The sequence below is a fragment of the Herbaspirillum sp. alder98 genome (assembly GCF_020179755.1).
GTDB lineage: Bacteria > Pseudomonadota > Gammaproteobacteria > Burkholderiales > Burkholderiaceae_D > Herbaspirillum.
In genome coordinates, this window is the sequence record NZ_JAIUCY010000005.1 from 149,749 (window position 1) to 169,534 (window position 19,786).

At 53.7% G+C, this 19,786-nt stretch carries 9 protein-coding genes and 2 pseudogenes; 3 read left to right on the forward strand and 8 right to left on the reverse strand.

Going from position 1 to position 19,786, the window contains the following annotated elements:
- Positions 1–13: 13 nt before the first annotated feature.
- The 6 genes from LBW87_RS13495 to LBW87_RS13520 all read right to left on the reverse strand — a co-directional run bounded on the left by LBW87_RS13495 (position 14) and on the right by LBW87_RS13520 (position 12,886).
- Positions 14–3,583 (reverse strand): autotransporter domain-containing protein, encoded by a 3,570-nt coding sequence (locus tag LBW87_RS13495; RefSeq protein ID WP_225202012.1) that lies wholly within the window; start codon positions 3,581–3,583, stop codon positions 14–16.
- 190 nt (positions 3,584–3,773) lie between these two features.
- On the reverse strand, positions 3,774–4,346 hold the full coding sequence (gene cysC / locus LBW87_RS13500; RefSeq protein WP_225202013.1) for an adenylyl-sulfate kinase: 573 nt from the start codon (positions 4,344–4,346) through the stop codon (positions 3,774–3,776).
- Between the two features lie 76 nt (positions 4,347–4,422).
- Positions 4,423–6,153 (reverse strand): methyl-accepting chemotaxis protein, encoded by a 1,731-nt coding sequence (locus LBW87_RS13505; RefSeq protein ID WP_320442733.1) that lies wholly within the window; start codon positions 6,151–6,153, stop codon positions 4,423–4,425.
- A gap of 63 nt (positions 6,154–6,216) precedes the next feature.
- A complete protein-coding gene (locus LBW87_RS13510; protein ID WP_225202014.1) occupies positions 6,217–10,605 on the reverse strand; it encodes a response regulator in 4,389 nt (1,462 codons plus the stop codon).
- Positions 10,606–10,638: 33 nt separating this feature from the next.
- On the reverse strand, positions 10,639–11,802 hold the full coding sequence (locus tag LBW87_RS13515) for an HD-GYP domain-containing protein (RefSeq protein ID WP_225202015.1): 1,164 nt from the start codon (positions 11,800–11,802) through the stop codon (positions 10,639–10,641).
- A gap of 430 nt (positions 11,803–12,232) precedes the next feature.
- A complete protein-coding gene (locus LBW87_RS13520; RefSeq protein ID WP_413927647.1) occupies positions 12,233–12,886 on the reverse strand; it encodes a GGDEF domain-containing protein in 654 nt (217 codons plus the stop codon).
- On the opposite strand from LBW87_RS13520, the pseudogene LBW87_RS24060 reads away from it, so the two are divergent.
- Both LBW87_RS24060 and LBW87_RS13525 read left to right on the forward strand, forming a co-directional pair.
- Positions 12,886–12,963: pseudogene (locus tag LBW87_RS24060) on the forward strand (transposase); the annotation flags it as partial. The gene LBW87_RS13520 and the pseudogene LBW87_RS24060 overlap by 1 nt on opposite strands.
- Before the next feature lie 22 nt (positions 12,964–12,985).
- Positions 12,986–13,687: pseudogene (locus LBW87_RS13525) on the forward strand (IS3 family transposase); the annotation flags it as partial.
- A 649-nt stretch (positions 13,688–14,336) separates the two neighbouring features.
- Here the strand turns inward: LBW87_RS13525 and LBW87_RS13530 are convergent.
- On the reverse strand, positions 14,337–15,425 hold the full coding sequence (locus LBW87_RS13530; RefSeq protein ID WP_225202016.1) for a hypothetical protein: 1,089 nt from the start codon (positions 15,423–15,425) through the stop codon (positions 14,337–14,339).
- A gap of 380 nt (positions 15,426–15,805) precedes the next feature.
- Between LBW87_RS13530 and LBW87_RS13535 the strand changes: the two genes are divergently transcribed.
- Positions 15,806–18,136, forward strand: coding sequence for an AAA family ATPase (locus tag LBW87_RS13535; protein WP_225202017.1), 2,331 nt, complete (start codon positions 15,806–15,808; stop codon positions 18,134–18,136).
- A 527-nt stretch (positions 18,137–18,663) separates the two neighbouring features.
- Here LBW87_RS13535 and LBW87_RS13540 read toward each other — a convergent pair.
- Positions 18,664–19,758, reverse strand: a complete 1,095-nt coding sequence (locus tag LBW87_RS13540; RefSeq protein WP_225202018.1) for a restriction endonuclease — start codon at positions 19,756–19,758, stop codon at positions 18,664–18,666.
- Between the last annotated feature and the right edge of the window lie 28 nt (positions 19,759–19,786).

The following is a 19,786-nucleotide window of genomic DNA, read 5'->3' on the forward strand; positions in this document are numbered from 1 at the left end:
AGGCATAAGCAGCTTAGAACAGCTTGCGCAGGCGCAGCCACGCTGTCTGCGACAAAAAGCCGCGGCCGGCCTGCAGATCGTAGCGCAGCGCCAGGCTCAGATTGTCGGAACGTTGCAGCGTGGCGCCAAGTGAAATATCCGCGAGGTTCGACACCGACGATGCACTCACCGTCGTGAACGCTGTCTGTCCAGTGGCGTCGCCGAAAAAGCTGGCGCCCACCGTCTGCCGGGTGTCGCGATATTCATGGATCCACTGCGCACGGCCACTCAATACAAGTTTGCCGTAGCTGGTAGTGAAGTCTTGCTCCAGTTTTGCGCCCAGTGCGCTTTTCAGAGAGCCGGCATGCGCGGAGCTCACCGCCAGGGCCGCGCCGTTGCTGCTCTTCTCCGTGTAGCCGGCCTGCGTCCGGTAGCTATACATGAGGCCGGCAAGCGGCGTGAGTGTTGCATTGCCCAGTGCCAGCGGATAACCGGCCTCGGCACGCGCCACATACAGCCGGCCGTTGAAACTACCCGAAGCTGAGTCCGAAAATCCCGGGAGGCTGATCGCCCGGCGAGTCTTGTAGCGCTGCTGCACCGCCGCGCCGGAGTATTTCACGTACCACGGATTACCGTCATAACTCGCGTAAGCAATCAAACCGTAGCCGTCGACACGCGTGTCGCTGCCGGAGGTGTCCCCCGTATTGTTGATCGCGGTATTGCTGTAGCTGAACGCACCGCCGGCGCGCCAACCGTCGTTGATCGCCTGATCCACCCCGAATAGCAGACCGCTGTAGTTGGCACCATAGCCGTCCACCTGATCGCGCTCACTCTGGCGCGCATGGCCGCCATAGGCCTGGCCCCATATGGTCCGCTGAACTGCACTTTCGCCGGTTGCCACACCGTCGTCGCCGCCGTCCTCCGCGCGCCGAAGTCCATCAACGTGTTCGCCCACCATGTCCAAGGCATGAAAGAAAGGCGCGTCTGGCGCCCAGTTGGCCTGGGCAGGCGCCAATTGTTTGCCGATGCGATTGGCGCTCGCCACCGAACCTTGGCTTAGCGAACCCAGTGTGGCGTTGTATAGATTCAGCAGCCCGGCATTGCTGATACCGGTGTAGCGCAACAAACCGCGGAGAGACGCAATGGCATTCGGTGCAGTCGCAAATTCTGGGGTTGGCGCGACGCCCTGTACGTTGAGCACCAGATCGCTATTGGCGCCGTTGGCGACAACCGAGCCGGTCACGGTGCCTGAATTGCCATTGATCGAGTAACGCAGCGTGTCCGCATTGTAGTTGGCGGTGCCGGCGGTATCCACCACCACGTAACGTTGTCCGGCGGCGAAAGCATAGCCGTTTGACTGCAGTCGTATTGATGAGCCCGCGGCAATTGTCGTGTCGCCGGTCACGATCAATCTGCCGTAGCCCGTGTCGGTGATCGCGCCCAACGTTGTGGCGCCAGCGGCGACGCCGATCTGCAGGCTTGCACCGGCCCCCTGGTTGTAGTTGCCGGTGATGGTCACCGGCTGATTGACCTGCAGCACAGCAGTGCCGCTATTGTTCACCGCGTTGACGCCGACGTTGATGTTGTCGTTCAGCAGCAGGTTGCCTGAGCCGAATATGATATTCGAGTTGACGTTGGTGATCGTGCCGATCGTGCTGCCGCCGCCAAAACCGGTCAGGGTGCCGAAGGTCGTACCGGTGCCGCCATTGAAGGTCAGATTCTGCGTACTGAGGTTCTGGATATTGCCGGCAACCACACCGGAGTTCGTGATCGGACCGATCGCGCCGGCAGTGTCATTGTAGATAGCATTGACGGCACCGGTAATGGTGCCGCTGTTGATCAGCGGCCCTATCGTGCCGGTGTTGTTGATGCCGGTATCGTCGCCGCTGATGGTGCCGGCATTGGTCAGCGCATTGATGGCGCCGGCGTTGTTGATACCGGCAGTAGGGGTTAGCGTGGTAATTGTTCCCGTGTTGGTGAGACCCGTATTGCTGCCGCCGATTGTGCCGTTATTGTTCAGCGCGGTGATTGTCCCGGTGTTGTTGATACCAACAGTTGTCAGCGTATCGATTGCTCCGGTGTTGTTGAGACCGGAGTCACTGCCGCTGATGGTGCCGTTATTGGTCAGCACAGTGATCGCCCCCGAATTGTCGAGGCCGGTATTGTTCAGCGTGGTGACCGTTCCACTGTTGACGAAGCCTGTATTGCTGCCACTGATGATGCCGCTATTGGTCACGGTACCGATCGCACTGGTATTGTTCAGACCGATATGGCTTAACGCGGTGATCGTACTGGTGTTGCTGAGCCCTGTGTCGCTACCGCTGATGACCCGGGTATTCAAATTTGTCAGTGTGCTGATCGTGCCGCCGTTACTGATACCAAAACGGGTCAAAAGAGATGTGGCGCTGGCATTGACGAGGTTTGTTTCGCTGGCGCTGATGGTGCCGTTGTTGGTGAGTCCGGTTATCGCGCCATTGGAATTGAGCAGAATGCCGACTGCATCGGCGCTGATGGCGCCGTTGTTGAGCAAGCTGCCTATGCTGCCGTCAGTGACGATGGCTGCACCTCTCAGCCCGGTGGGTGAGCCGCTGATGGTGTCATTGTTGATCAGCGTCCCTATCGTCCCTGACTGGTTGTTGGAAATGCCGACAAATCCAGCCGAGATAGTCCTGTTGTTGACCAGGGTAGTGATCGTACCGCCGTTGGTGATGGCGGTCCCGACCGAATTGATGGTGCCATTGTTGGTCAGCGTACCGATTACGGCGTTGCTCGGTCCGCCGGTGGTGCCTAAGTTGAAGATGGCGTTACCATTGCCGTCGATGGTGCCCTCGTTGGTCAGGGCATCTATCCTGCCGCCGATGGTATTTACAATGGCATTGTTACTCGAGTTGATAGCACCGCTGGCGTTATTGAGCAGCGTCGTAATGGTGCCGGAGTTGCTGATGCCGGATTGAGGTCCGCTGATCGTGCCGCTGTTATTCAGCGTGCTGATGGTGCCGCTGTTGGTGACTGCCACCCCGTTTGAACTGTCGGAGGCACTGATGGTCTTGCCGCTGTCGTTGGTCAGTGTCGTGATCGTGCCGGAGTTGTTGATGCCGTAGTAAGTGCCGTTGATGGCGCCGCTATTGGTCAGCGTGCCGATGCCGGCGGTGTTGTTGAGCGCGCCCCCTCCCGAAGTGTTGCCGCCGCTGAGGGTGCCGTTGTTGGTCAGTGTCCCCAGCGCGCCGCCCTGGCTGACGCCGTAGACATTGCCGGTGCTGTTGATGACGCCATCATTGGTCAGCGTACCAAGTGTGGCTGTGCCGTCGGTAACGATGCCGGTGGCACCACTTGTGTTGATGGCCCCGGCCCCTGTAACCGTCATGTTCTGAGGTGAGCTGGCGTCAAATGTATAGTCAACGCCTTCGGCGCCGCCATTGACGGTCACTCCGGCCGGAGGAGCAGCCACGGCTGTATTTGCCAGCGTCGCCGCAATCAGGAGGGTGAGAACACGCTTGCGTCCTCTGCCGCCTCCGCGCGAAACCTCGGCGACCGCAACCCATTCATCCTGAACTTCGCTCCAGACCAGACGGTACACATGGTTCATGGATCCGGGATATTTCATATCAATACCCTTCTACGAGGGAGTCAACTACATCTCCGCAGCGAATTCGTTGTATCCCAACAGTCATCCGCGACATAGCCATGTTACGCAGAAGACACCTACGCTAATCCAATGAATTGCGCAGAGTATTACCATCATTTATTGATTTTCCGCAAAAAACGATGTCATCCCGCCAATTCACGTCCTACCGTCAACGAACGCCGTAAGCCGGTTGTACTCCCGCCGATGTGTTCAGCGCGAGGTAATGCTTAACGATTTGATCAGTTGCTGCCCTGGCTGAAAGCAGGTCGGTATCGATCAGAAATTCAGGATGAGTCGGTCGTTCGTAGGGATCATCTACGCCTGTAAAGTGTGTGATCTCCTTTGCCTTGGCCCGCCGATACAATCCTTTCGGATCTCGCTCCATGCAGACCTCGATATCCGTATCGATGAACACCTCGAAGAATTCGTCATTGCGAAAACGCCGCCTGGCCGCCTGGCGATCATCTTCATAGGGGGAAATTGCACTTACAACAACAACCAGGCCGGCCTCTACCATCAGCTTGGCGACTTCGCTGATGCGGCGCACGTTTTCTGATCGGTCCGCTTTGGTGAACGACAAATTATTGTTCAGCCCAAGCCGCAATCGATCGCCGTCCAGCACAAAGGATCGATAGCCCTGAGCGCGCAAAGTTTCATCGATCAGGTTTGCGATCGTTGATTTTCCAGCCCCGGACAAACCTGTGAGCCAGTAACAGCAGGACTTTTGAGCGGTGGTATCCATGAGCAGGATATCTCGTAAAAGATCAATCAGAGTGCACGCGTAAGTTGTTCATTCCACTTTGCCAACATCGCGCGCCTTAGAATTCCTCCCAGGATCCGCTGCCGTCTTTTTCGGCGATGTCCTTTTGAGCGGAAGACTTCGGAAGCGCAGGCTTGGGTGCAGTGTTTTTCTGGATCGGTGCAGGCTTGGGCGTGATATCCACGGTCGCCTTGCGGTTCGCGGCAGTCGGGGTCGTGGGCGCGGCGGCGTGAGCGAAGCCAGTGGCGGCCACACGTTCAGGGTCAAGTTTGAACACGCTGACCGTCTTTTCGAGATGTTGCGCCTGATCCCGCAACGACTGCGCGGCGGCGGCAGCTTGTTCGACCAACGCCCCATTTTGTTGGGTGGCTTGATCCATCGAGGTAATAGCCTGGTTCACCTGCTCGATGCCACTGCTTTGTTCGGCGCTGGCGGAGCTGATTTCACCGACGATATCGGTAACCCGGCGCACGCTGTTGACTACTTGCTCCATGGTGGCGCCGGCCTGTGCAACCAGATTGCTACCGTTCTCGACGGTCGAGACCGAGTCATCAATCAGCGTCTTGATTTCCTTGGCTGCAGTCGCGCTGCGTTGCGCAAGGTTGCGCACTTCGGATGCGACCACTGCAAAGCCGCGGCCCTGCTCGCCGGCACGGGCAGCTTCTACCGCCGCATTGAGTGCGAGGATGTTGGTCTGGAAGGCGATGCCGTCGATGACGCTGATGATGTCCACGATCTTGCGTGAAGAAGTATTGATCGTGTCCATGGTGGTGATTACCTGGCTGACGACATTGCCCCCTTCGGTGGCCACCTCGGAAGCGGAAACCGCCAACTCATTGGCTTGACGGGCATTGTCGGCATTTTGCTTAACAGTGGAAGTCAGTTCTTCCATCGCGGACGCTGTTTCTTCCAGTGACCCTGCTTGCTGTTCTGTTCTAACGGAAAGATTCATATTGCCGGACGCAATCCCACTGGAGGCTGCAGTGATCGTGTTCACGCTAAGACGGACATCGCTGACGATGGCGACAAGACTGCTATTCATCTGATCAATGGCTTGCATCAGCTGACCTATCTCGTCTTTGGAGGTCACCCGGATATTCATCGTCAAATTGCCGTCGGCAACTGCCTTTGCGACGTTGACGGCTTCAAGAAGCGATCTCACTATTTTCCGGGACAGCATCAAGCCGGTTATTGCCACCACCAAAGCGACTATCACGCTGACGAGAACCGCGAGAATATTGGCGTTCTGCATGGTTGCTGTCGCCGTCTCAGCGCCTTGCTTGCCGAGTTTTTCGTTGTACTTTTTTTGTTCTGCGAAGGCGTTCATCATCTTGTCGACGGCGCCTTGTGACGCCAGCATCGAATTCATCGCTTCTTCTATCTTCCCGGCTGCAGCAACAGCCATGACGATTTCTCGCTGCTTTTCATAAACGGCAAACGTCTCACGGGCAGCGCGCAGCAGTTCGGCATCATTCTTGTCTGCGATATTTTCTTTTTCGTACTTGTTCAATGCCTCGATGACTTTGACGTGTGCCGCACTCATCGCCTTTTCCGTCGAGCTTCTTACCGCAGGATCGGCATCGGCAATGTACTTCCACAGCGCTACCCGAATGGAATATGCCGCGTCGGAAGCATCTTGTATCGTGAGAATGCTGGGAACTGTCTTGACGGTCGCGTAGCTGGCGGCGCGGTTGACTCGGTCGATCTGGTATACGCTGATCCCCGTCAGAATAACCAATCCAAGAAGCACGGAAAAAATCAGAAGGTGAAGCTTTTTTGAAATTGTCATGATCATCCCCTGTTGATTAGAAATATATTTATCGGATCATTTCCGGTCAATGACAAAGCATGTTCATCGCACGAAAGACACGGTGTTAAGCAAGGCCAAAGCTTCATCGAAGTCGAACGTTTCAATCTTAGCCGCTACCTCGCGCAACTGAATTGCCTCGCCGCTTCCGGCAACAATGCCTTCCAGTTCACTCAGCGAATCCAGCGAAGCTGCGTCGCTGTCGGCCAGCAGACGTTTGAGCTCATCAAGGCATTGCTGGAATCGCGGCCCGGAGATCGTAGTTGCCACCAGCGCTGCGCCAGACTCCGGAGCAGATCCGAGTTGCGTGATCCCCGCTAAAACGGTACGCAGCTTATCGTTGACGGTCGCCGACAAAGGCGCCCATGTGACATCGCCCCCCGTCTGCTGGAGGGCGGCCTCCAGGTCTGCGGCAGACTGGGCAAGCGTCATCGCGCCGATATTTCCGGCGGTACCCCGCAAGGTATGGGCGAGCCTGGTGGCGACTGTCAGATCGCCGGCCGCCAACGCATCGGCGAAGGACTGCGGGAAGCCTTGTTGCGATTCCTGAAACTTAAGCAGCATGCGACGATACAGATCCGGTTTTCCCATGCAGGTAGCCAAGCCGGCTGCCTGATCAATTCCGGCAAGCGATGGAAACTCTGCGGTCTTATTTTCTGGCCGTTTTGTTTGCGGCGTTGTCGATTGAGGAGAGGACGGACGTATCCACTTCGCCATCGTTGCGAACATGGTCGCGACATGCAGCGGCTTGGAGATATGGTCGTTCATACCGGAGTCGATTGCCTGTTCGCGGTCGCCGGCCATCGCGTTGGCGGTCATCGCAATGACGGGCAATCGGGAGTGCCGGGGCTGTTCGCGGATCTTGCGCGTCGCCGTATATCCATCCATGACAGGCATCTGGCAATCCATCAGCACGCCATCGAAGGTTTCGTCGCCGGCAAGAATATCGAGCGCTTGCTGGCCGTTTTCTGCAAGCATGAAGGAGATGCCGGCGGCCGTCAGCAACTCGCCGGCCAGCTCCTGATTCATTTCATTGTCTTCCACCAGCAGTACGTGGGCGCCGGCCAGGAGCGTGACATTGCCGGCGCTTTGATCATGCCGTTCGGTGGAGCGGGTCTCGGTCACGACCCCTTTGCCCAGCGCCTCGCCGATTGCCTCCAGCAAGGTGGACGGCGTGACCGGTTTGGTCAGCACCGACGACAGCCGAACCTGCATGCGCGCAGCTTCTTCCTGTGCCTCATCGCGGCCGAAAGCCGTGACCATGATGACCGAAGGTACCGAACGAATCTCGCCCGCGTTCATCTGGAGTACCGTTTCCACGCCATCCATTCCCGGCATTTTCCAGTCCATCAGGACAAGATCGTAAGGCAGCTCCCTGCGCTCGGCATCCTTCAAAAGATGTAGTGCCTTGCTGCCGCTGCTGGCCATGTCCACTTCCAGCCCAAAGCTGCGCGCCATGGTCGAGAGGATCTCGCGCGCGCTGGCGTTGTCATCCACCACGAGAACACGCAGACCGAGCAGCTCTTCCGCCTTGAACATGCGACGCGGCGCAGCATTGCGCTGAAGGCCGAAGCGCGCATGAAAGTGGAAAGTCGAGCCCTCTCCATGTTCGCTCTCCACCCAGATGCGGCCGTCCATCATCTCGACCAGACGCTTGGAGATGGCCAGACCCAGTCCCGTCCCACCGTATTTGCGGGTCGTCGAGCTATCGGCCTGGCTGAATGACTCGAACATGCGACTGCATTGTTCCGGGGTCATGCCGATCCCGGTATCTCGTACCCAGAAATGCAACTCCACCTCATCCGGCGTCACGGAAACTTGCTTGATGCCGACGACGATCTCGCCGTTTTCTGTGAACTTGGTTGCATTGTTCCCAAGGTTGATCAGCACCTGGCCCAGCCGCAGCGGGTCGCCGATCAGCGCAGTCGGGATGTGCGCCGGGCTGTCGAACAACAGTTCCAGGCCCTTGTCGTCGGCCTTGAGGCCGACCATGCTGGCAAAGTTGTCCATCACGTCTTCGAGCCGGAAATCGACGCGCTCCACAGTCATCTTGCCGGCTTCGATCTTTGAAAAGTCGAGAATGTCGTTGATGATTCCCAGCAGATTTTCTGCAGAACGATGGACCTTCTCGATATAGTTGCGCTGTTTCTTGTCCAGCTGCGTGGACAGCGCCAGATGGCTCATGCCGATGATGGCGTTCATCGGCGTACGGATTTCATGACTCATGTTGGCCAGGAATTCACTCTTGGCGCGGGTGGCGCCCTCGGCAATCTCCTTGGCGCGGCGGACCTCCTCTTCGGCCCGCTTGCGGTCGGTGATGTCGTAATACCATTCGACCGTAATGTCGCCGGACGCCAGCGGCACCTGGATGGCGCTCAGCAGAACCTCCACGACCGAACCGTCAGGGCGGAGGAAGCCGGCTTCAAAATTGAGAACATCGCCGGCGGAAATCGCCTGCGCGTAGCGCTGCCTGCATCCGTCATCAGCCCACAAGCCGGATGCCTTGTCCCGGGAAAACAATTCATCCGCGCTCATGCCCGCGAGGATTTCCAGCTGCCGGTTGCAATAGATCAGCGAACGGTCGTCTTGCCGTTCGATGGACATGGCCACGGGGCTGCTGTCGAGCACCCGGCGCATGCGTTTTTCACTTTCCTGAACCTTGGCCTCCATGGCGCGGCGCTCACTCGTGTCACGCACCGACGCACAAACGCACTGACCGTATTCGCCCACTGCTGGCAACGAAGCCAGACCGATTTCGACAGAGAACAGGCTGCCGTCCTTGCGAACACCCTGCAGATCCATCAGGCCTCCGCCCATCTGTCGGGTGCCCTCTTCTCTAGTGAAACCTTTACGCAGCCCGGCATGACGGGGACGAACCGAGGCCGGCACCAATTTTTCCACGGACAGGCCGAGCAGTTCGCCGGTCTCATAGCCAAACAAACCGTCAAGCTGAGTATTGGCGAGAATGATCTTGCCGTGTTCATCGACCACCAGCATGCCGTCCGGGGCCGACTCCACCACACCGCGAAACCAGGCTTCTGTCTCTTTGAGAGCGGCTTGCTGAGCTTCCAGTTCGGTCGCCTGCTCTTCCAGACGCGATGCCTGCTCCTGCGACTGCGTCAGCAGATGTTGTACGGTCAGGGAGCGATCGAGTATCTCCATGCTGATGGCGAGACGCGGCAACACTTCTTCCAGCAAGGCCCTCGCGCTGTCGTCTGCCGTCTCGAAGCAGGCGAGTTCCAGCACGCCTGCCAGCTTGTCGCCATTAAGAATGGGTCGCACCATGATCTCGCTGTGGGCAATCTCGCCAAGCGCCGAGTGGATGCGCCAGGCGCCGTCGCCACCCTGCTGCATTGTTCTGGGCAACCGGTCTCTGGCGCATTGGCCGAGCAGGCCGACGCCCGGTTCGATTTTTCCGGCTGGCGCGTGATCGCCGCTGACCGCGTAGCCGCCCGCCAGGATCAGTACTTCGCGTGCGCTGTCCCAGCGGTAGAGCAAGCCCTGACCGATATGCAGCAGCGGCGCCAGATGCTGGAAGAACAGCGCCGCCAATTCTTCAGGTGAGTCCGCCTGCTGCAGTGCCGCCTGAATCATGGCTTCCTGCGACTTGATCCAGCGCTGGGCCTCGAGCTGGATTGATTCGGTCTGCAAGGAAGCGATGGCACGGGCCAGATCGCCGGTCTCGTTCTGATAATCCGTATGCGGGATATCCAGGTGCAGCTTGCCGGCGGCCAGCTCTTCCACCGCGATTCTGACCCGGTTGATGGGGCGCCTGATGGATCTGCTGATCAACCAGGAAAAGGCCAGCGCCAGGACCAGTCCTCCGAGCAGCAGGGCGTACGTCAATACGTTGCGGGTAAAGGCGAAAGTCTGGACATTCACCGCCGTGTCGCGCACGCCAAACTCTTTGACGGTGGCAATTTCCGCCAGCAGCCTATCGGCGCTGCGGTTGACTTCCTTGAAGCTGATGCTCTCGACCAGCGATGCGGCTTCGCGTCGCATGCCTTGCTTGGAGAGATCCAGCGCCTCCGACATGGTCCGCCGCATGCGGGAGAGGAGTATCTCGAACTGGTCCAGACGTTCGACATTGTCCGATTTGAACAGCGTCGGGCGGGTCGACTGAATAGCTTGCTGGACGTACTGGTATGCATCGTCCATTTCCTGCACGGCCTCGTCGCGTTCTCCCACCGATTCCGCACTGACGATGCGATGGGCCGCAAGCACCATGTGTGCAAAATGGATTCTGCCCTCCTGCACCCTGGCGATGCCGATGATGCCTTCTTCCTGCAGCCGCTTCAGGTCCCTGCTCAGGTCGGCCTGCGTTTGCAGACTTTGAATGCCGAGGGCAAGGGAAAACAGCAACAGCGACACAAAACCAACTACCAGCTTATGACGAAGCGGCAAGCGCTCCAGGATCTGAAAAGCCGAACTCATGCGAGCTCCCATGTCATGCAGTCAGCGGAAAATTCATTCGGCACCGGAAATGAATTGCAGGGCGGCGGCTTTTTGCGCCATGTCGTGATCGGAATCGGCGAATTGTGCCGCGACCGCCCGGAATTGATCCACGCAGGCGAAGAAAGCATCGCAGACGTCGGGATCGAAATGCTTGCCGTGTCCTTCGCGCATGATGCGTGCGGCTTCTTCGTGCGACATACCATTTTTATAAACGCGCCGGCTGATCAGGGCATCGTAGACATCCGCCACCGCCATGAGCCGTGCGGAGATGGGGATGTCGTCTCCCGCTTTGCCTTCGGGATAGCCGGAGCCGTCCCATTTTTCCTGATGGCCGTAGGCGATTTCTTTTGCGAGATGCAGAAATTCGACATTCATGCCCAGTTGTTGCTCGGCATGCGCAATCGCATCGCGCCCAAGGGTGGTGTGCGTCTTCATGATTTCGAATTCTTCCGGCGTGAACTTGCCCGGTTTGAGCAGAATCCGGTCGGGAATGCCGATCTTGCCGATGTCGTGCAAAGGCGCCGACTTGAACAGCAGCTTGATCGTTTCATCATCGAGAAAATGACGGAAGCGTGGATGGTCGCGCAGATGCTCGGCCAATATCTTCATGTAGTACTGGGTGCGGCGGATGTGGTTGCCCGTTTCGTTGTCGCGTGTTTCGGCCAGCGAGGCCATCGCGTGGATGGTCACATCCTGAATGGCCAGGACTTCGAGTGTGCGCCGGGCGACTTCCTGCTCCAGATAGTCGCTCTTGTCTTTCAGGAAATCTGCCGCCGCCTTGACCTTGAGTTGCGTCTCCACGCGCGCCAGCACGACCGGTGGACTGATGGGTTTAGTGATGTAGTCCGCAGCACCCATCGTAAGTCCACGCGTCTCGTCGGCAGTCGATGCCATCGCGGTCAGGAAGATGATGGGGATGTCCCGCGTGTGTACGTCGCTCTTCAGGACCTGCGCCACTTCGTGCCCCGACAGGCCGGGCATCATGATGTCGAGCAGGATCAGGTCAGGCAGCGGATCGGCTTGGGCGATACGCAATGCCTTTTCGCCATTGTTGGCTATCTTGATTGTGTAGCGATCGCCTTCCTTGAGAAGATTCGCCATCAGCAACAGATTATCCGGGCTGTCGTCGACAATCAAAATGATCGGCTTGCGGGAGAAATCGTGCGCTAATTCCATTACATGCTCCGGTGCGGGTTTCAGTTGTTATTTGTTTTATGTATGTTTCGCGAGCCAGTCCTGATGGCTGATATCACTGGAGGTCATTAGTAATGTTTATTCTCGTTAGTAATGTAGCAGAAGGCATGTTTAATATCCTGCTCGCCGACACATTTTTGTCATTGTCTTTTTTGCAATTTAGGCCCGCATCACGACACGAATGGGGTGAGATTATGTCATGAGACCTCCGTGATGTTTCGTTGGTCATATCAGCTTCGCCTATGAAGATGGACTTCATCACAGTAACCATCCACTTCCAGCCAAAGCAGCCGTGATATGGTTAAATTTTTGTAGTACTAAATTGCGCAAGCATCGCAGACCGCATGACTAAACTTAGAAGCAATAAAAATATGCTACGGCTAGCGCGTTAAAAGTCTGCTTGGAATCTAAATCAGGCGCCATAAATTTGGTTCCGTCCCTTGCGCTTAGCTTCATATAGATGTTGATCGGCTACTTCCACGCATGCGGCCAGCGTCGAGCCATGCTTTGGAACGACGGCTGCTACACCCGCGCTAAACGTGACGATCGACGAGCCTTTATTCGCTGCATGAGGCAACGCCAATGCTTCAACTTCGCGGCGCAATCGATCGAGCACATCGTATGCGTGCAGAGCGTCTTGTCCGGGTAGAATGACAATGAATTCCTCGCCTCCATAACGAGCTATGAAATCGCTACCATTACGCAACCCGGCTGCGAGGGTCTGCGCAACAGCACAGAGACATTGGTCACCAGCCTGATGCCCATAGTGGTCGTTATATGCTTTGAAATGATCGATATCGACCATTGCCACGGCAAACCATTCTTTATTCCGCATGGCGCGTTGCCATTCGAGCTCTCCGATATTGACGTACTCTCTGCGATTCGGGAGCCCAGTCAAGCCATCGGTCGTACTCAATTGAGCCAATCTATGATTGGCCCGATAAGTTAGATAAGCGCCTACCAAAACAACTAAAGAGAAAATGCTTGTGATTATCCAGGCATTCCAGGCTTCGCGCCGCCAGTTAAAAAATACATCGTCCGTCGACAAACCAACGACCAAGCCCAATGGTTGCCCGGCGATATTCAGTTGCAGATGTGGCGCAACGATTAGGCATCACGCCCCATAGCCTGTACGCCTGGAAGATAAAGTTCGATAGACCTGAGGTTGGCCAGCGGCGGTGTGTATGGGTATCGCAAGATCACCGTAGATTTGCGCGAGTCGGGCGAAACCTGCAGCCGTCACCGCGTGCATCGACTAATGAGAGGAGACGGCCTGCGTGCAGAGGTCGGGTACGGAAGCAAGCCTCGCTATCGCGGCGGACCTGTCGGCGTGGTGGCCAACGTCCTGAATCGCGAGTTTTCCCCTGATGCGCCCAACAAGGTATGGGTTACCGACATCACCTATATCCGAACCTATGAAGGATGGTTGTATTTGGCGGCGGTGATGGATCTTTATTCGCGTCAAATCGTCGGCTGGGCAACGCGTTCTACGATGACCTGCGATCTGGTGTTGCAAGCATTGTTAGCGGCAGTCTGGAAACGTAAACCAGGACCCGGCGTAATGGTACATTCCGATCAGGGAAGCCAGTTCACTAGTGATCACTGGCAGTCATTCCTGAAGGCCCACCATATGGTGCCGAGTATGAGCCGTCGCGGTAACTGCCACGATAACGCCGTTGCAGAAAGCTTCTTCAGCGCCTTGAAGAAGGAGCGAATCAAGCGGCGTATTTACCCGAACAGAGCTACCGCGACAACAGACGTATTCGATTACATTGAAATGTTCTACAACCCGATTCGTCGGCATGGCTCCGCTGGCGACTTGTCACCTGTAGAGTTCGAGAAGCGCTACGCGCTAAATGACTTGTGAGTGTCTACTGAAGGCTGGCCGGTCCAATATTCTGGCGGTATATTTCCGCAATCCTTCAGTGGCCACCATCTCAACTGCGAAAAAATGGTTCGGCCCCGAGAACGTGTTCGAACTCTAAAGAAGACGTGCCCAATTTTTATGGATATAAGATTTTTTAATTCATCCAGATGCGTCTATTGGAGGGGAAATTAAACCTACTCTACCTCGGTCAGAGCATTGTAGCGGCTGGCCTAGTGATAGAGCGAGCTATGCAAATGCTCGGCACTCTATTGACCGGGTACACGATCAACCTACCCAGCCGCCTTCGACACCACCCTCTCGATCAAGCAACTGGGTGGCTCATGTGCCTCCTGCCTTGTATATTCAATTGCGCAGACACCATAGAACGAAATGATTCTTGGCTTAAAACTAAAAAAGCCCAGCAAGAGCTGGGCTTTTTTTCGAGGCCACGTAGGGCACAGGTAAAACTAAGGCCTCAAGGGCAATGTCATCACTGTAATGGCAAACTCTTGCCAGGTCAAATCAAGAGTCTGCCATCAACGTCGCGCGCTTCTCATTTGAGCGAGGACAACGATTATGCTCCGTCAAATGATCCACTTCGGATGCAGAAATAAGACGGGAGGCTCATTTTCGGCATTTAAGAATCTTCTTATTTAGTACCGTGGACTTCATCGCAGAAACCAAAGCGATCCGGAGAAGAGCACCATCTTGGATGGTCGTCTGATTGGCTAACCGGATTGCATCGTATGGTGTGAAATCCCTGGGGCGCATAGAACGCGAGATCATCAGATGTAATACGTCTATTTATGGTCTCTGTCACGGTCGGGAATCGGACGGCGATCGCGCGATCAGCTATGTTTTCAATAAACAAAACGCTTTCAGAATCGTTTGCCTGACACATGTGATTCTTTGTGAAGTCATACTTCTCCGCAATTTGAAGCATAAATAACCTGCCTTTGGCACTCATACCTTCGAATACCGCTGTGGTAACCAGATTTGCACCGAAGAAGCCTGCCATACAACCCGCGACCAGAATGAGATGAGGAATGAGCTTCTTCCCTTTGTCCTGGCTCCATAAAAAAAGCAGCATCACCACTTCAAAAATAATGGTTAAGACAGCGAAAACTAGAGACGAAGACACCACGGCGCAAAGCAGAGTTGCGATCGCGTATGTGTTCGATATATAGGACGGGGGAAACGGAAAGTATGTGCCTAGTATTTCTATAGCGGACAGCTTTCCTAGCCAGATACATATCGATATAAGAACTGGAACCAGTACTTTCACATAGGTACTTGAGAACAACTTGTCTAGCGGAAGAATGACCCAAGCTAAGCCTATTACAGATGCCCCAATGACACCGGTAATAGCTATTTGCACCACTGAGTGAATAAAGAAATTTTCTATCGTTCCCTGAGTTAGATGTAGTATCAAATACCCTGTTGACGCCAGGATGCACATTGAAAAGATCAAGATCTTTATCGACGCGCCTGGGCTTCCATATCTTTCTGAAGTAATTCGATTGAGAGCATCAAGATATCGGCCATATTTCGATCGCAATCGATCCCTGTTTTTTAGTCCCCATCGACGCAACAGAATCATTTCTACTGGTAGGGCTATGGGTGTCGCAAGTAAGAGCCCTAGAAGAAGAATGAGGAAAATTATTCCGTTCCGTATCCACTGTTGGAAGTTCTCCCAGACAACTTCCCTGATTTTCTCTTTGCGTGGCTGGTCAGTCATTGATGTCAATTTATTATTCAATGGATCGAATTGTCTGCTACGAATTTTGGATTACTCTTCCAATTGGTCTCGCTAACATAGTCCGAATACTATTCACTTTAGTAACTAAAGACACCTCTGCTCCGGAATTTTCTTTTGTGACTAAAGACTATGTGCTGCTGCAAAACTGTTTTGTAACGAGAAAACAAATTGGAAAGTACTAGCTCGGATCTCCTCATATAAATCGTGAGAATTTTATGAAATTTTCCAAGCAACTATCGAGTGTCAAGCCCTGGAAGATAATCTCTTCCGTACCAGCGAGCGTGAGTGATCCAATAGTTTTCTTCAAAGTGTATTTCGACTAAGGCTAAACCAATCAACACAAGAACAATGGGGGAACAATGAAACTTGAGCGTCTTGGAAAAATACATAAGCACCGTATTTTCAAAAATTTTTCATGGGCAAATTCTCTCGCAGATTTCGCGCGATTTAATCTCATTTATGGATGGAATGGGACGGGAAAAACAACGCTATCAGGACTCTTTAATGCGCTTCAACTTCGCTCAACCGTACACGAAGGGGATGTTGAATTTGTCTTCAACGGTCAGACTGTTTTGGGGGAAAATTTGACGACTGCGCCGATACCTCAAGTCCGAGTGTTCAATCGAGATACTGTAGCCAGAAGCATATTCGAATTAGCTGGCGATCCATCTTCAAAACTTCCTCCGGTTTATGTTTTTGGTGAGGAAAGTGCTGAAAAGCAGCGTCAGCTGGATCTCGTCAAGCAGGCGCTTCCGGCCCTTCAGGAGCAGACTAAAAGCTCGATTCGAGAGGAAGCTCGCGCCAAGAAAGAGCTTGAAGATTTTGCGGTTAAAACAGCGCGAGCCATTAAAAATCTGCTCATTGCGTCTGGAGGAGAGTTTAATAACTATAACGCGGCGGACTTTAAGACCGAGATCACGGCATTTAGTAAGAGCCCATTGCCTCCTCTAGAGGAGGATGAGCGAAAAAATCTGCTCGTGATGAAAGATGGCAAGCCGATGGAGCTGGTCGAGCTGCCTAGTTTCTTCGTTCCCAATATTGCAACCGCCCATTCTCAAGTCAAAGAAGCACTACACAAAACCGTTCTATCGACTGTTATTGACGAACTTGTATCAAATCCCGATTTGTCTTTCTGGGTTGAAACCGGCTTGTCCTTACATGCTCACGATCCAGAGAGACGCTGCAAATTTTGTACACAGCCAATCTCCAGTCAAAGAATTCAGGATTTGCAGAAGCACTTCAACGATGAATTCAAACAGTTTTCCCAAGCGCTAGAAGTAATGTCGGTCAGGCTCGAGAACCTAGCCGGCGAGGTGAGCGCAACTGATTTTCCAGATAGCGCATACCTCTACCCTGAAATTCGTACGGAATATGAAAGGGCAATTTCAGATTTCGGACTTCACCGGACTAATCTCAAAAATGCCATCCTTGCGCTTTCCACAGCGGTAAGTCGTAAGAAGGAACGAATTTTCGAGCGCCTTGAACTTTCAGATATTTTGCTCGGCGGAGATGGTGTCCCCAATAACTTGCAATCAGGTTGGCGGCTGCTATCGGAAGCATTTGTAGGGGGAGCCGCTCTTCTAAGCGAGTTTATGGGCAAAGCAGCTTTTGAACGTGCAAAGAACGCTATCGAACGGCATAACGAGAAAACAACATCCTTCAGTCAGCAAGTAAATTCGGCACGAATCCGCTTGCATCAACACGAGCTCACAGCTGCGCTACCAGGCTGGATCGAGAAACAGGGTCAGGTCGATAGTCTCTCGGAGGCTAAGGAAAGCGCGCAAAAAAGCCTTCAAGACTTAGAGAAGCAGAAGATGGATCTGGAGGCGGTTATTCAGGACCATCGACAACCAGCAGACGAATTAAACAATGAATTATTCGCGTATCTTGGTCATCGGGAAGTTCGAGTCGAGATTGAAGAAACTGGTTATCGCCTAATCCGTCATGACGGAGCGGCGACAAACCTCAGCGAAGGAGAATGTACCGCTATCGCTTTTCTGTATTTCCTAAAATCGCTGCAGGATAGATCTTTTGACTTGAAAAACGGCATCGTCGTAATTGACGATCCCATTTCAAGCCTAGATACGAACGCGATTTACAACGCCTTTGGTTTTATGAAACGTAGGCTAGCTAACGTAGGTCAATTATTCGTTTTAACGCACAACTTCACGTTTCTCCGCCAGACTAGGAATTGGTTTAGCCACATGAATAAAAGTAGGCAAACTAAGGGAAGCGCGCAGTTCTTTATGCTCAAAGCTGCGTACGAAAATGGGCATCGTTGTTCAACAATTGAGCCTATGGACGCATTCATAAAAGACTATGAATCGGAGTACCACTACCTATTTAAGCGAGTGATGACCGCGAATCTGATTCCCGAGAATGCTCCATTGCATGACTACTATGAATTGCCAAATCTCGTACGGCGCCTTCTCGAGTCGTTTCTTGTCTTTAAGGTCCCCGACGAAAGCTCACTGCATACGAGATTGGAAGCTGTTAGCTATGATGATGCGAAAAAAACCAGAATTATACGATTCCTAGATACTCATTCTCATGCAGAGCAAATTGCCGAAGGTCACGATGATTCATCCGCGCTGTCCGAAGCCCCCTACGTAATAAAGGATGTGTTGGCATTAATGGAAGCAGTTGATGAAGGACATTTTTTGCGAATGAAGCAAACTATACCGCCCTGATCTATGTGTTGGCTTTTTCACTAGGTACATTAGCTTTAGTCACTAAAGGCTTTAGTGACTAAAGCGTAGATCGAATGCAATTATCGGCACGCAGTATCACGTCAACATAGAACTCACTCATTTACTAAGCAGCTATATCGATTGAAGGACCCTTACATTGCCATCTAAATCAGCATGGATAAGCTCTATCCGGCCGTCGGGCCATTCCCTCACCAGCGAATGAGAATGCGCTGGGTCACGATAGGTAATCCATCTACCAGCAGCCAAATGGCTTTTCGCTGCGGCTCCATCATCCTCCTCACCGACCAATGCCAACGGAAGATCCTCCAATGAATTCGCGGCATCTGAGGCTGTTGTACATTTCGGTCTCATATATTCCTGGCGTCGTTGTTAGTTGGTGTAATGAAAAATCATCTCGGAAATCCTTTCGACAGGTAAGCATCCTTGCCTATCTGGCTGCTCTATCCAAATTTGTACGACAGCGCAGACCTCATTTTTTATTTCGTAATGCGCGGCTTAAGTGGCAGCTACTTGGTGTCTCTCGAAGCTGAAATTAATTCATCTGAGAGCTTTAGCTGAACCTCTACTGATGCGCCGACAGGATCTGGCTGGATTCCCTCAAATTCCGAGAACTGCTTCCACCCTGAAAGCCATAACGTGGCCAATGAGCCGTTCTTATAAACATCTTTTTCGTTTACCAGGGCGCGGACGGACGGTTTAAGTGTCGTTTGCGATTCTTCTGTTCCCCGAGAGGCGGTAAAAACCGTCTCCTGAATACAGTCCTCAACCGCTAATGCGAATGTGTAAGACTCCGAACGATCAAGCTGAAGTCGCGACTGCTCCAGATGAATGCCCAGATCAAAATCAAATCCTGGCAAGAACAATGGCGCTTTGGAATCGAGGAGCTCCATATGAGTTTTGGGATGATACTTCACACGCCCTACGCGTCGAATGACTCCCTCATCCTGACCATCAAAGTCATAACGATCGGCCTGATACATAGCCTGCGCAGATTTTCGCGCCACCTTTTCAAGCAAGTTCTCAAGCGTGGTTTCGGTCTTGCCGTTGACCAGAATCCTCGTTCTACTGGACTGCTCAGGTGTTCCCAAGTGCAACTGCAATTGGGTATCGGATGCGGGAAGAGAGCCAAGTGAGTACCCTCGGGCGAATTTGAGATTGCCAATGCCCAGAGAAATAAAATGCATCCACATGTCGAACCTTCTTCCCGGCAACCCCCACTCCCGGTCGGTCAGCTCTCTAATCTTAAATAGTGAGATGTCCGCGAATTTAGCTTGTGTGATAGCGCCTGACTGAAACCCTTCCGTAGAGAAGATAACGCCTCGCGACGCGCCTACGTCACGGATCGTCGTGGTCAGCGCATCAACATGCAATCGTTCGATTGGCGAATTTCTGTACTTGCATTCAACAACGATCAGATGCTCATAGAAACCTTCTCGGTGCCTCACGAGCACGTCGATCTGCCGTGGTGCTCCAGACTTCCCCACGAGCGTCACATTGTGTTGAACGTTAACGTCTCCCGTCTCGTGTAGCTGCGCAATTAGGCGTTCAAAGCCGCCCCAATCACCGATTAAACTTGCTAAATTATTCTTGGCAGTAATCATGGGCATGGTTCTAAAGATCAGACGCTGA

Bases quoted from the DNA above. Each gene is read 5' to 3' on its own strand.
- LBW87_RS13495 (WP_225202012.1), bottom strand. From the start codon at position 3,583: ATGAAATATCCCGGATCCATGAACCATGTGTACCGTCTGGTCTGGAGC.
- cysC (WP_225202013.1), bottom strand. From the start codon at position 4,346: ATGGATACCACCGCTCAAAAGTCCTGCTGTTACTGGCTCACAGGTTTG.
- LBW87_RS13505 (WP_320442733.1), bottom strand. From the start codon at position 6,153: ATGACAATTTCAAAAAAGCTTCACCTTCTGATTTTTTCCGTGCTTCTT.
- LBW87_RS13510 (WP_225202014.1), bottom strand. From the start codon at position 10,605: ATGAGTTCGGCTTTTCAGATCCTGGAGCGCTTGCCGCTTCGTCATAAG.
- LBW87_RS13515 (WP_225202015.1), bottom strand. From the start codon at position 11,802: ATGGAATTAGCGCACGATTTCTCCCGCAAGCCGATCATTTTGATTGTC.
- LBW87_RS13530 (WP_225202016.1), bottom strand. From the start codon at position 15,425: ATGACTGACCAGCCACGCAAAGAGAAAATCAGGGAAGTTGTCTGGGAG.
- LBW87_RS13535 (WP_225202017.1), top strand. From the start codon at position 15,806: ATGAAACTTGAGCGTCTTGGAAAAATACATAAGCACCGTATTTTCAAA.
- LBW87_RS13540 (WP_225202018.1), bottom strand. From the start codon at position 19,758: ATGATTACTGCCAAGAATAATTTAGCAAGTTTAATCGGTGATTGGGGC.